This is a genomic window from Halomonas sp. BDJS001 (genome assembly GCF_026104355.1).
Lineage (GTDB): Bacteria > Pseudomonadota > Gammaproteobacteria > Pseudomonadales > Halomonadaceae > Vreelandella.
In genome coordinates this window covers 3088403-3100294 of sequence record NZ_CP110535.1, presented here as the reverse complement: position 1 = coordinate 3100294, position 11892 = coordinate 3088403, and the positions used below count along the sequence as shown (strand labels likewise).

13 protein-coding genes and 2 pseudogenes are annotated in these 11892 nt (G+C 54.2%); 11 read left to right on the top strand and 4 right to left on the bottom strand.

Features of this window, described 5'->3' with window-relative positions; all coding sequences use genetic code 11:
• Nucleotides 1-66 precede the first annotated feature (66 nt).
• From OM794_RS14350 to OM794_RS14335, 4 genes are all read left to right on the top strand, one after another.
• Nucleotides 67-252, top strand: a complete 186-nt coding sequence (locus OM794_RS14350) for a DUF2256 domain-containing protein (protein WP_226251404.1) — start codon at nt 67-69, stop codon at nt 250-252.
• An 11-nt stretch (nt 253-263) separates the two neighbouring features.
• On the top strand, nt 264-1709 hold the full coding sequence (locus OM794_RS14345; RefSeq protein ID WP_226251394.1) for a DASH family cryptochrome: 1446 nt from the start codon (nt 264-266) through the stop codon (nt 1707-1709).
• Nucleotides 1710-1778: 69 nt separating this feature from the next.
• A complete protein-coding gene (locus OM794_RS14340) occupies nt 1779-3047 on the top strand; it encodes a lytic murein transglycosylase (protein WP_226251393.1) in 1269 nt (422 codons plus the stop codon).
• Nucleotides 3048-3088: 41 nt separating this feature from the next.
• A complete protein-coding gene (locus OM794_RS14335) occupies nt 3089-3643 on the top strand; it encodes an ATP-dependent zinc protease (protein ID WP_226251392.1) in 555 nt (184 codons plus the stop codon).
• Nucleotides 3644-3673: 30 nt separating this feature from the next.
• Here the strand turns inward: OM794_RS14335 and OM794_RS14330 are convergent.
• Nucleotides 3674-4386: pseudogene (locus tag OM794_RS14330) on the bottom strand (16S rRNA (uracil(1498)-N(3))-methyltransferase).
• A 134-nt stretch (nt 4387-4520) separates the two neighbouring features.
• Between OM794_RS14330 and phaR the strand changes: the two are divergent.
• The 7 genes and pseudogenes from phaR (at nt 4521) to OM794_RS14295 (ending at nt 9126) form a co-directional block, all read left to right on the top strand.
• Nucleotides 4521-5026: pseudogene (phaR, locus tag OM794_RS14325) on the top strand (polyhydroxyalkanoate synthesis repressor PhaR).
• Nucleotides 5027-5093: 67 nt separating this feature from the next.
• A complete protein-coding gene (gene purD, locus OM794_RS14320; RefSeq protein WP_226251389.1) occupies nt 5094-6380 on the top strand; it encodes a phosphoribosylamine--glycine ligase in 1287 nt (428 codons plus the stop codon).
• Between the two features lie 80 nt (nt 6381-6460).
• Entirely contained in the window at nt 6461-6901 is a 441-nt protein-coding gene (locus tag OM794_RS14315; protein WP_226251388.1) for an acyl-CoA thioesterase, read from the top strand.
• The gene (locus OM794_RS14310) at nt 6901-7773 is read left to right on the top strand and encodes a phosphoribulokinase (protein ID WP_088699098.1); all 873 of its coding nucleotides are present in this window, start codon (nt 6901-6903) and stop codon (nt 7771-7773) included. Before OM794_RS14315 ends, OM794_RS14310 begins: the two co-directional genes overlap by 1 nt.
• Before the next feature lie 97 nt (nt 7774-7870).
• Nucleotides 7871-8212, top strand: a complete 342-nt coding sequence (locus tag OM794_RS14305) for a histidine triad nucleotide-binding protein (protein ID WP_226251387.1) — start codon at nt 7871-7873, stop codon at nt 8210-8212.
• Between the two features lie 41 nt (nt 8213-8253).
• Nucleotides 8254-8895: a 2-polyprenyl-3-methyl-6-methoxy-1,4-benzoquinone monooxygenase gene (gene coq7, locus OM794_RS14300; RefSeq protein ID WP_226251386.1), complete on the top strand. Its 642-nt coding sequence runs from the start codon at nt 8254-8256 to the stop codon at nt 8893-8895.
• Nucleotides 8896-8967: 72 nt separating this feature from the next.
• Nucleotides 8968-9126 carry a DUF1328 domain-containing protein gene (locus OM794_RS14295; RefSeq protein WP_226251385.1) on the top strand — a complete coding sequence of 53 codons (159 nt, stop codon included), beginning with the start codon at nt 8968-8970 and terminating at the stop codon, nt 9124-9126.
• A gap of 85 nt (nt 9127-9211) precedes the next feature.
• Here OM794_RS14295 and ettA read toward each other — a convergent pair whose 3' ends face one another.
• From ettA to OM794_RS14280, 3 genes are all read right to left on the bottom strand, one after another.
• Nucleotides 9212-10873, bottom strand: a complete 1662-nt coding sequence (ettA, locus tag OM794_RS14290; RefSeq protein WP_226251384.1) for an energy-dependent translational throttle protein EttA — start codon at nt 10871-10873, stop codon at nt 9212-9214.
• A gap of 175 nt (nt 10874-11048) precedes the next feature.
• Nucleotides 11049-11261: a PA3496 family putative envelope integrity protein gene (locus tag OM794_RS14285; protein ID WP_064234679.1), complete on the bottom strand. Its 213-nt coding sequence runs from the start codon at nt 11259-11261 to the stop codon at nt 11049-11051.
• 178 nt (nt 11262-11439) lie between these two features.
• The gene (locus OM794_RS14280; RefSeq protein ID WP_226251383.1) at nt 11440-11871 is read right to left on the bottom strand and encodes a PAS domain S-box protein; all 432 of its coding nucleotides are present in this window, start codon (nt 11869-11871) and stop codon (nt 11440-11442) included.
• Between the last annotated feature and the right edge of the window lie 21 nt (nt 11872-11892).

Here is an 11892-nt window from a genome sequence, read left to right as displayed (position 1 = left end):
TGTACTGTATAAGATAATTGGTTCATGTTTTTACCATAAAACGCCAAAAAGTGATTAAACGTGAGTATGCGACGCAAAGGAAACCTGCCGGAAAAAAACTGTGTTGAATGCCAGCGACCGTTTACATGGCGGAAGAAATGGGCGCGCTGTTGGGATCAAGTGCGCTACTGCAGCGAGCGGTGCCGCCGTAGTGCTAAGCAGCCATATCCTAAAGTACCAGCATCCATGTACCAGGCATCAAAGCACCTCTAGGAGGCTCAAGCATGAACAGCACGATTGATATTGTCTGGTTGCGGGACGACTTGCGCATTGCTGATAACCCTCTTTTTCACTTCACCGCCCCCCCTTGTTACCTGCTGTGCCTCTACGTATTGGACGAGCAGTGGTTCTCTCCTTTATTTGACGGCGAATCGACACCGCGTATCGGGCCTGCTCGATTGCGTTTTTTGTGGCAAAGTTTAATGGAGTTGCGTGGGGAGCTTCTGCAGCGCGGCAGTGACCTGCTGGTTCGTATTGGCAAACCCAGTGACGTAGTGATTGAACTGGCTTCTACACTTAACGCACGGCAAGTCCGAGTTGCTGAGCATGCAGGGGTTGAGGAAACCGCTCATATTCGGGCGGTTAAGGAAGGCTTGCCTAGTCAAACAGCATTTGACTGTCTTGAGAGTGGACGCCTCATCGACCAGTCGTCATTGCCTTTCGGGCTTGAAGCGTTGCCGGCGAGCTTTTCTTCCTTTAGGCGCAGTGTGGAGAGAGAATGCACCGTACCTGCCAGTGGCTGCGCCCCTGTCACACTGCCCCCCTGGCCCGAGGCGCCAAGGGGATTTCCACCACTCAAAGCCGTCTGTGAGCAGAGCGCTACCTGGCATCCCGATGCTCGTCAAAGTTACGCCTATAGAGGGGGAGAGTCATCAGCGCATGAGCGCCTGAAAGATTACTTGTGGTGTCAAAAGGGCGGTGAAACGTATAAGAAAACCCGTAATGGGCTGCTGGGAGCAAATTTTTCAACCCGAGTTTCACCCTGGTTGGCGCGTGGCTGCCTGTCTGCCCGTCAAGTCTATGATGCGGTGAAGGCGTGGGAGGCTGAAAATGGGAGTAACGAATCGAGCTACTGGATTACTTTCGAACTACTCTGGCGGGAGTATTTTATCCGTGCCGCTCAGTTGGAAGGAGAGACGATGTTTGGCTCCCATCAAACTGATAGGCCTTGTGCCGCCTTCGATGCCTGGCGTAGCGGCACCACAGGGCTGCCCTTTGTAGATGCCGCCATGCTGGAACTTAGCCACACTGGCTGGCTATCCAATCGCGCCCGCCAAAATGTAGCCAGCTTTTTGGTTAAAGACTTAAAGGTCGATTGGCGTTTGGGAGCGTTATGGTTTGAGCACTGCCTGATTGATTATGACGTGGCCAGTAACTGGGGCAACTGGCGCTATATTGCCGGCGTTGGGCGCGATCCACGCCAGGATCGCTACTTTAACGTGTTGAAGCAGGCGGGGCATTATGATCCCCAGGGGCTTTATGTGGCTCATTGGCTGAAGCCGCTTGAAAAGCTGCCCCACGGTTTAGCGCGCCAACAGCCGTGGCGTGCAGCCCCCTCAGTGTTTGAGCCTCCTTGCGTTGTGCCCGAGCAGTGGGAGCGGTGGTTGATTGCTAGTGGTGAGGCAGGCGGTTTAGAAGAGCAAGCAATCATTACTTTTGAGCCGCCGTGAAGGCTGGTATCTGGCTCTTTTCTAGGCCATCATCCCTGGTATGCCAAGGACTGCCTAAGGATCGAAATAATGCCTCGTCATTTCTTTATTGGGCTGCGTTGTAGCCCGTTGCTGTGTGCCTCATTAATGGCCGTGTTAAGCACGCCGTTTGCAGCAAGTGTAGCGCTTGCTAATCCTCAACTGATGTCTGAAGTCGATACTCAGACGGCCACGGAGGTGAGCTACGCTAATTTCCAGCAGTGGCTGCGCGATTTTCGCCAGTATGCTGCGGAACAGGGAATCAGTGAGGCGACCCTAAGTAACGCGCTGGATAGCGTTCGCTATCGTGAACGGGTGGTTGAACTTGACGGTTACCAGCCGGAATTTGTCCGCCCTATTTGGGAATATTTGGATACCGCCGTTTCATCCACGCGTATTAATAACGGGTTAGAAAAGCTGGCCGAACACCGCGAAACGGCACAGCAAATGCAGCAGCGCTATGGAGTGCCAGCCGAAATCATTGTCGCCATTTGGGGCATTGAGAGCAATTACGGCAGTAATTTTGGCGATTTTTCGACCCTGGAGTCACTCGCCACGCTAGCTTACGATGGTCGGCGCCGTGACTTTGCCCGCGGTGAATTGCTCGCAGCGTTGCGGATTATTGATCAAGGGGATATTGCCGCTGATGAAATGAAAGGCTCCTGGGCCGGGGCCATGGGCCATACTCAGTTTATTCCCAGCAGCTTCGAAGCCTACGCGGTAGATGGCGATGGCGATGGTCGACGCGATATTTGGGGCAGCATTCCCGATGTCATGGCCTCAACGGCCAACTATCTTGACCGAGCTGGATGGCAGGCTAACCAGCCCTGGGGGGTTGAGGTAAGACTGCCTGAAGGGTTTGATTACGCCCAGACCGAGCGGCGCAGCAGCGATGAGTGGCGCAGTCAAGGTGTGCGGGCGCAGCAGGGTGAATTGCCGAACTTTGATAGTGCAGCCATTGTGATACCCGCTGGCGCGGATGGCCCCGCCTTTTTGGTAGGTGCCAATTTCCGTGCGATCTTACGCTATAACAATGCCACCAGTTACGCACTGGCCGTCGCAACGTTAGGCGATGCGATCGCTGGACGCGAGGGCATTCAGCACAGCTGGCCGCGGGAGCAAGCGCCGCTGACCCGTGACGATGTTCAAGAACTTCAGCGCGCATTAAACCGTGCAGGCTACTCAGTGGGTGGCGCTGACGGCGTTATGGGGCCCAACACGCGGCAAGGGTTGCGGAACTTTCAGCGTGATCAAGGGGTAATACCGGATGGGTTTGCGACCCAGGAGCTGCTTGAACAGCTACGTCAGCGTTCGCAGTAAGTCGCGTTTATCGGATGCTTTTACTTTACAAGGATGATGTTATGCAATTGATGGGTAAAATATTTGTTAGCAGTGTGGTACTAGGAGCCTTTCTGTCTGCCTCCACGACGATGGCGAATGATGACCAGGTATTCGGCTGGGTTGAAAAAGCTACCCTGCAGCCCTGGGATATTGAAGTAAAAGCCAAGCTGGATAGCGGAGCATTAACCTCCTCGTTAGACGCCCGCGATATAGAGATGTTCGAGCAGGATGACGAGGAGTGGGTTCGCTTTCGGTTGAAGCTTGAAGATCAGGCAAGTGGTGAAGTGTTTAGCGATCAGATCGAGCGCCCGCTCTATCGGGAACTATCCGTGCGTGGCGCAGGCGGCCGTGACGAACGCCCTGTGGTGCTGCTGGAAGTGTGTATGGGGGACACCATTTACGAAGAGCAGTTTAGCCTACGCGACCGTGAAGAGATGAACTATCCGCTGCTGCTTGGGCGCCGAACCATCAGCCACCTTGGCCTACTGGATGTGCGTGAAACCTTTTTGCAAGAGCCCGAGTGCGGGGAAAACGCTGATGTTGTACCCCACGACCCGGCAGATGATCAGTCCTGATGCTCTCGGCCTGATGCACTAAAATAAGGCTTAGAACAGCCGTGACAGAAGCGCAGTGACGGCTGTTTCAACCCGTAAAATACGCGGGCCAAGGTGCATTCCCTCGCAGCCTGCCAGCAGCAATTGCTCTACCTCCCAAGCGATAAAACCGCCCTCAGGGCCTACCAGTAGTAGGGTAGGGTCACCGATGCCTCTTGGGCAGGCGTTGGCCATGCCAGGATGCGCCACCAATCCGCGGCGTTGGCTTAGCAAAGCAGGTAGTTGCTGTTGCAAAAAGGGCGGAAGCCTTTGCTTAGGATTACCGAGGGTAGCTGCGTATCACGCGCTTGCTCTAAGCCAAGTACCAAATGCTGGTGAATTTTATCAGGGCGTAGCTCTGGGGATTGCCAGTAGCTCTTCTCGACCCGTTTAGTATGTAGCAGGGTGATCTCTTTAACGCCAAGTGCCGTCACATGCTCCAAGGTACGCGCCAACATACGCGGGCGGGGCAGGGCCAAGACCAGATGCACGGGTAATGGCGCTGGCGGTGGCTCGTTGAGGCTCTCCACTTGGAAATACGCCCGCTCAGTGGTGAGCTCTTTTAGCAGCGCTTTACCCATGTTGCCGCCTTGAACTCCGACGGTGAGCAGGTCGCCGGGTGACGAACGATGAACATCGCGAAGGTGTGTCAGGCGGCGTGGGTCGGTGATACAGACGTGGCCATCGTCGGTAAGATCGTTGGGATTGAGCAGAATCAAATTCATAATAGTGGTCTATTGGTCAAGAATTAGCGCAGTGCGGCTATCTAAACGATTAAGGTGGCTTGCATAGGCGCGTGGTGCAGGCACAATACCAGTAACGGGAATAAAAGCCCCTATCGCGTTTAAGGAGATGCGCCGTGCGCGTAATTCGCAAATATGCCAACCGCAGGTTGTACGATACTCAGCAGAGCCGTTATGTAACGCTGGAAGACCTGCGCCGTTTAATCATCGAAGAAGAGCCGTTCAGGGTGGAGGATGCCAAAAGCGGAGAAGACCTGACGCGCACTATTCTGCTCTCTATCATTATTGAGCAGGAACAAGCCGATAGCGAAGCGGAAGTATTTTCAAACGATCTGCTGGCGCAGCTAATCCGTGTGTACGATATGACGTCACCGCTGCCGCTGTCGCGTTATCTCGAGCAAGGTACGCAACTGATGCTGGAGCAGCAGAAGCGTCTGCAGAGCCAGTGGAAGCAGGCTATGCGTAATACGCCGCTTGAATTTATGCGTGAGCTCGCTGAAGAGAACATGCGTTTTTGGCAAAAACCTTGAATCAGCCAGGGCAGATCGATGAGCCGGGTGATGCTGAGCAGCATGAGAGCGATAGCAGCGATGCCAACAAGGATAACAAACCCTCCTCCTGACCCCACTTGGTGCTGCGCTGTGGCATAATGCCGCCGATATACGCTCTCCCGTTTGAGAAGGATGCACATGAAGGTTTTGATGATAGGCGGCGGTGGTCGCGAGCACGCCCTGGCTTGGAAATTGGCGCAATCTACCCAGGTTGAGCAGGTCTTTGTTGCACCTGGCAACGCGGGCACCGCGACGGAAGCCAAGCTGGCCAATGTAGCGATTGCCGCAACGGATCTCGACGGTCTGGTCGCTTTTGCCCGTGATGAGCAGATTGGCTTGACCGTGGTGGGCCCGGAGGCCCCTTTGGTGGAAGGCATCGTGGATCGTTTTCAGGCGGCGGGTCTGACTATCTTTGGCCCTACTCAGGCGGCCGCTCAGTTGGAAGGTTCAAAATCTTTTACCAAGGACTTTTTGGCCCGCCACAATATTCCTTCAGCTGACTACCAAACGTTTACTGAAGTAGACCCTGCGCTTGATTGCTTAAGCAAAATGGGCGCGCCGATTGTGATTAAAGCGGATGGTCTGGCGGCGGGCAAAGGTGTCATCGTAGCGCTCAGTGAGGCCGAAGCTGAGGCAGCTATTCGCGATATGCTGGAAGCCAACGCCTTTGGCGATGCGGGCGCCCGTGTCGTCATTGAAGAGTTTTTGGAAGGCGAAGAGGCGAGCTTTATTGTCATGGTGGATGGAGAGAATGTCGTCCCCATGGCCACCAGCCAAGACCACAAGCGCGCCTACGATGGTGATACCGGCCCCAATACCGGCGGTATGGGTGCCTATTCGCCAGCGCCGGTGGTAACGCCCGAGGTTGACGCCCGCATCATGGAGCAGGTCATTCTGCCTACCGTGCGCGGTATGGCCGAAGAGGGCAATGCGTATACCGGGTTCTTATATGCAGGCCTGATGATCGATGCAGCGGGGAACCCCAAGGTGATTGAGTATAACTGCCGCTTTGGCGACCCTGAAACCCAGCCGATCATGCTCCGTTTAACCTCTGATTTTGCTGAGCTCTGTTTAGCGGGTGCTGAAGGTAAGTTGGCTGGATTACATTGCGAATGGGACGACCGTGCGGCTGTAGGGGTGGTACTGGCAGCCGGTGGGTATCCCGGTAGTTACCGCAAGGGTGATGTGATTCACGGTCTAGCCGCGGCGGAAGCAACGGGCTGCAAAGTGTTTCACGCGGGTACGGTGCAAAATGCCAAAGGTGAGGTCACCACATCAGGTGGTCGCGTGCTATGTGTGACAGCATTGGGTGATAGTGTCTCAGCAGCGCAACAGCAAGCGTACCAGGGCGTTAGTGCCATTCAGTGGGATGGCGTCGAGTATCGCCGTGATATCGCCTTCCGGGCGATTGCCCGCGAGGAGTAAATAAGCCTTACGCTAAGCAAATACTGAACGGATACCCCGATTAATCAGTGGTTTCCTAATTCACTGACGAGGAAACAGGCATGGAGCGTGTCAAGCTGGACTTTCCCGCTGAGGCGGTTATTCATCGTCACCCTATGACGGTGCGAGTAACCGATATGAACTACGGCCGCCACTTGGGGCATGATGCGTTGGTGTCGCTGCTCCACGAGGCGCGTATTCAAGCTTTCGCGGCACTGGATCTGCCTGAGTGGGATATGCACGGCTACCCTTCGGTAGTCGCTGATCTCGCCGTTCAGTATCAAAGCGAAGCGCGCTGGCCTGATGCGTTAACGATTGCTACCGCTGTACCTGAGCCGCAGGGTAAATCATTGACGATCTATCAGCGTATTTATCAGTTGGATTCTCAGCAGGTGGTCGCCACCGCGCGAATCAATCAGCTTCTGATTGATCTTGCTAGCGGGCGTCCTGTCGACGTGCCTGAGCAGGTGAAACAAGCGCTTTCCCGCGCGAGGTGTGGCTGATGTCTCGGGAGTATCCGATTATTGCGGTAACCGGCTCCTCAGGGGCGGGTACCACCACCGTTCGGCGCAGTTTTGAGCGCATGTTTTTGCGCGAAGATGTGCATGCAGCGATGGTCGATGGCGATGCCTTTCATCGCTATACACGCGATGATCTGCATCGCATCTTCCGGGAGGAGCCGGAGCGCAAAGATGAGCTTTCGCATTTTGCCGTAGAGGCGAATTTGCTGGATCGCCTTGAAGGGCTGTTCAGTGAGTACGGTGAGCATGGTTCGGGCACTTTTCGGCACTATATCCACGCTGAAGATAAGCAGAAAATTGAGGCAGGCTGTCGGGTCGGTACTTTCACAGAGTGGCAGTCGCTGCCCTGTGGTACCGACCTGCTGTTTTATGAAGGCTTGCATGGTGGGCTGGTCACTGAGGAGTATGACATTGCGCGCCATGTGGATCTGTTGGTAGGCGTGGCGCCGACCATGAATCTTGAGTGGATTCAAAAGATCGACCGTGACACCAAGCTGCGTGGCTACTCACAAGAAGCGGTCATTGACACTATCCTGGGGCGGATGGATGACTATGTGCGCTATATCCAGCCGCAGTTTTCGCGTACTCACATCAATTTTCAACGTGTGCCGACCGTCGATACCTCCAACCCTTTTGAGGTGCAGGATATTCCCACCGATGCAGAGTCATTCGTGGTTATCCGCTTTCGGGATCCCTCCACCGTCGATTTCCCTTGGCTATTGGCAATGATTAGGGATTCGTTTATGACCCGACCGCACACACTTGTGGTGCCGGGTGCGCGGATGTCGTTGGCGATGGAGTTAATACTTGCCCCCTTGGTCAGGCATCTTCTTGCGCAGAGGCGCTTCCGCTGATGAAGGGCGTTGGGTTGCTGTCTCCCCGTCAACGCTATCATTGCTTGAAGAGATAATTCCACACTTGAGTGACAAGACGTAAACAATGGAGAGTTGTATGGATTGTCTGTTTTGCAAAATCATTAACCGTGATATCCCTGCGGATATCATTTATGAAGATGATCATGTGCTGGCTTTCAATGATATTAGCCCGCAGGCACCTACTCATCAGCTAATCATTCCTAAAAAGCATATCGCCACGCTCAATGATATCGATGAGGCCGATCTGGCCTTGATTGGGCGGCTTCAGTTTACCGCTGCCAAGCTTGCTCGCGAGCAGGGCTTTGCGGAAGATGGCTACCGGGTGGTGATGAACTGCAACGAAATGGGCGGGCAAACGGTCTACCATATTCATATGCACTTATTGGGTGGGCGTGCCTTCACCTGGCCTGCCGGTTGAGCTCAGCAAGCAGCCATTGCAAGTTTTAACGGAGTGTTGCCATGGATCGTCAACAGAGTCGTTCAGATCGCCTGATACATCAGTTTGATACCGCCTTACGGACGCTGATGCCCCATGCGGCCTCGCCCCAGCGTATCAGCCCTGGCGAAGGCGTCGTTGAAGTGGGGCTTGATGATCAAAAACGCCGTCATGCGGCGGGCTTAATGCGTATCAATCATACCCGTGAAGTGTGTGCTCAAGCGCTTTATCAAGGGCAGGGCGTAACCGCTAAACTGCCCCATGCGCGTCACCAGATGGAGCAGTCGGCACTGGAGAAGATTGATCATCTCGCCTGGTGCGATGATCGCCTGGAGCAGTTGCAGAGTCGAACAAGCTGCCTAAACCCGCTGTTTTATGTGGCCTCCTTTGGGGTGGGGGCGGCCGCGGGGGCGGTCAGTGATCGCATTAGCCTGGGCTTGGTCGCTGCGACCGAAGAGCAGGCAGGCAAGCAACTTGCTGCACACCAACAGTCGCTACCCAGTGGCGATAACCGTTCACGCGCCATATTGCGTCAGATGGCCGTAGATGAAGCCCACCACGCCCAGCTTGCCTTAGAAGCAGGAGGCGTTCGTTTTCCGGCGCCGGTGAAGTGGGGGATGCGTCTAGCCTCTAAGGCGATGACTAAAAGCGTCTATCATCTCTAATACGGATTCACGACGTAAAAATGGGCTATGCGCTGTTTTAAGGAAGTGGTTGCCAAGGAGAGGAGTAAGGCGATGCTAGGTAATGCGGTGCTATTTTTAATTATTGCGATTATCGCGGGCGCGGTCGGTTTTTCTGGTATCGCCGGGGCGGCTTCCTCCATTGCGCAAATTTTGTTTGTGCTGTTTGTGATTTTATTTCTTGTGTCTCTTTTTACAGGCCGCAGAGGTTAGGGGGGGGTACGCTGACGCCAATGCAACTACCAACCAAAAGCGCCCCGCGGAGCGGGGCCTTTTGCTGCCAACACGATGCTAATGATTAGGCATCAATGCGCTTATACTTCATGCGCTTAGGTGTATCGTTACCCACCCGTTTTCTATGATCCTCTTCGTACTCGGCGTAGTTGCCTTCAAACAAGACCACTTCAGAGTCACCTTCAAAGGCCATAATATGCGTGGCGATCCGGTCAAGGAACCAGCGATCATGAGAAATCACCATGGCGCAGCCAGGGAAGGCCAGAAGAGCGTCTTCGAGTGCCCGCAGGGTTTCGATATCCAGGTCGTTGGAGGGCTCATCGAGTAGCAAAACGTTAGCGCCTTGCTTAAGCGTTTGAGCAAGCTGTAAACGGCCGCGTTCACCGCCAGAAAGCTCCGACAAGCGCTTCTGCTGGTCATTACCCTTAAAGTTAAAGCGACCAACATAGGCGCGGGAAGAGACTTCATAGCCATTAATGTTAAGGATGTCCTGGCCATCGGAAACGGCTTCCCAAACGGTCTGCTTGTTGTCCAAAGCATCGCGCAACTGCTCGACGTAGGCAATGTCGACCGTTTCTCCAACCAGGACTTCGCCCTCATCCGGCTGCTCTTTGCCGGTAATCAGTTTGAAGAGGGTCGATTTACCCGCACCGTTACCGCCGACGATGCCGACAATTGCACCTTGGGGAATGGTGAAGGAGAGGTTCTGGTAGAGCAGCTTGTCATCGAAGCGCTTGGCCACATCACGAAACTCAATGACGTTATCGCCCAGGCGTGGGCCAGGCGGAATATAAATCTCATTGGTCTCATTACGCTTCTGGAAATCGCCTGACTGCATCTCTTCAAAGCGGTTAAGACGCGCTTTGCTTTTTGCCTGGCGGCCCTTAGCGTTACTGCGCACCCACTCAAGCTCTTGCTTGATGGCTTTCTGGCGCGAGGCTTCCTGCTTGGCTTCTTGATTCAGGCGCTGATCTTTCTGCTCCAACCACTGAGAGTAGTTACCTTCAAACGGGATACCCTGACCACGGTCAAGCTCCAGAATCCAGCCTGCCACGTTATCCAGGAAGTAGCGGTCGTGGGTAATCGCCACGACGGTACCGTTATAGTCGTGAAGGAAACGTTCCAACCACGCCACCGACTCTGCGTCAAGGTGGTTGGTAGGCTCGTCAAGCAGCAGCATATCAGGGCTGGAAAGCAGCAAGCGGCAGAGTGCGACACGACGTCGCTCACCGCCCGAGAGATTACCTACCTTGGCCTCCCAGGGTGGCAGGCGCAGTGCTTCTGCAGCTACTTCAAGCTTACGCTCCAGGTTGTGCGCATCGGCGGCCTCGATAATATTCTCAAGCCGTGCCTGCTCGCTGGCCAGCGCATCAAAGTCAGCGTCGGGTTCAGCGTAGGCTGCATACACCCCATCCAGCTTCTCCTGCGCCTGTTTAATCTCTCCTAGCGCTTCTTCGACGGTGTCGCGGACGTTTTTCTCGTCGTCAAGCTGCGGCTCCTGGGGAAGGTAGCCAACATTGATGCCGGGCATCGGACGAGCTTCACCTTCAAACTCTTTATCGACACCGGCCATAATGCGCAGCAGTGTGGATTTACCCGAACCGTTAAGCCCCAGCACACCAATTTTGGCGCCCGGGAAAAACGAGAGCGAAATATCCTTGAGAATTTGCTTTTTGGGCGGCACTACTTTGCCGACCCGGTTCATGGTGAAAACGTATTGCGCCATGGAGATCCGTTAAGTTGATGAAAAGAATAAAGCGACAGCAGCAGACTACTGGCTCTTATTGCCGACTCGTATTACTGACCAGGGGGATGATGATAGTGGTCTACGCCAGGAAAGGCTAGGAACGTATAGCAAGCCAGGCCCACTCAATTGCTGAGAAGGCCGTGCTACTCAAGGTTTACTCTTCTTCGTCCCAGTCGTCTTCAATGGCGCGCTGGAGTCGGCGCTCTTCCAGCCATGCTTCAACTTGGCGTCGCGCACGTAAGCTGTCCGCTTTGCTTGGTTTGCTTTTGCCGTAGTGGTCATCATTGACGGCGTCTAAGCTTTCAAACTCGTCTGATTCGAGTGCATCGGTAGTAAACGTTTCACGACTTAGGGGGTCACGGCTCATGTGATGTCCTCCAACCCAGCCGGCGTGCCGGCGAAACAACGGCTTCACACTAGTGCACATGCAGTTCAAAAACACATGCTACGTAACGTGAAGCGCCTAGCGCAGTTCAAGCGCCTTGCCGCTATATAACGCCAGTTGGGATGAAGTTCAAGCTTTATAGTTTTTTTTAGTGAGAAAGTTAATGATTACGCTGCTTTTGTAACTCTGCAAGTGCGAGTTGGGCCTCTACGCGCTCCGTCACATCTTTTTGCACGCCGATGTAGTACATCAGCTCATCAGCTTCGTCATAGACAGGCGTGATAGACAGCTCGTTCCAAAACATGGTGCCGTCTTTGCGGTAATTGCGCAGTACTTCTCGGGAAGGGTGGCCATCTTTAAGCGCATCCCGAATAGTGACGAGCGCTTCCTGGTCACGGTCTTCGTTTTGTAAGAAGCGGCAGTCGCGATACAAAATTTCATCCGCACTGTAGCCCGTTAAGCGCTCAAAGCCTTTGTTGACATAGATGAGGATGTTTTCATCCCCTTCCTGTTCGGCAACGACGATGCCGTCTTCCGATGCGTCAACAATACGTTCAAGCAGCTCCGGGCTGATCAAAGGGGATCGTTTCATCAAGTGGTTCCTGTTGCAGCT

Excerpts from the sequence above, each read along its gene's own strand:
- OM794_RS14350 (WP_226251404.1), top strand. The coding sequence starts at position 67 with ATGCGACGCAAAGGAAACCTGCCGGAAAAAAACTGTGTTGAATGCCAG.
- OM794_RS14345 (WP_226251394.1), top strand. The coding sequence starts at position 264 with ATGAACAGCACGATTGATATTGTCTGGTTGCGGGACGACTTGCGCATT.
- OM794_RS14340 (WP_226251393.1), top strand. The coding sequence starts at position 1,779 with ATGCCTCGTCATTTCTTTATTGGGCTGCGTTGTAGCCCGTTGCTGTGT.
- OM794_RS14335 (WP_226251392.1), top strand. The coding sequence starts at position 3,089 with ATGCAATTGATGGGTAAAATATTTGTTAGCAGTGTGGTACTAGGAGCC.
- purD (WP_226251389.1), top strand. The coding sequence starts at position 5,094 with ATGAAGGTTTTGATGATAGGCGGCGGTGGTCGCGAGCACGCCCTGGCT.
- OM794_RS14315 (WP_226251388.1), top strand. The coding sequence starts at position 6,461 with ATGGAGCGTGTCAAGCTGGACTTTCCCGCTGAGGCGGTTATTCATCGT.
- OM794_RS14310 (WP_088699098.1), top strand. The coding sequence starts at position 6,901 with ATGTCTCGGGAGTATCCGATTATTGCGGTAACCGGCTCCTCAGGGGCG.
- OM794_RS14305 (WP_226251387.1), top strand. The coding sequence starts at position 7,871 with ATGGATTGTCTGTTTTGCAAAATCATTAACCGTGATATCCCTGCGGAT.
- coq7 (WP_226251386.1), top strand. The coding sequence starts at position 8,254 with ATGGATCGTCAACAGAGTCGTTCAGATCGCCTGATACATCAGTTTGAT.
- OM794_RS14295 (WP_226251385.1), top strand. The coding sequence starts at position 8,968 with ATGCTAGGTAATGCGGTGCTATTTTTAATTATTGCGATTATCGCGGGC.
- ettA (WP_226251384.1), bottom strand. The coding sequence starts at position 10,873 with ATGGCGCAATACGTTTTCACCATGAACCGGGTCGGCAAAGTAGTGCCG.
- OM794_RS14285 (WP_064234679.1), bottom strand. The coding sequence starts at position 11,261 with ATGAGCCGTGACCCCCTAAGTCGTGAAACGTTTACTACCGATGCACTC.
- OM794_RS14280 (WP_226251383.1), bottom strand. The coding sequence starts at position 11,871 with ATGAAACGATCCCCTTTGATCAGCCCGGAGCTGCTTGAACGTATTGTT.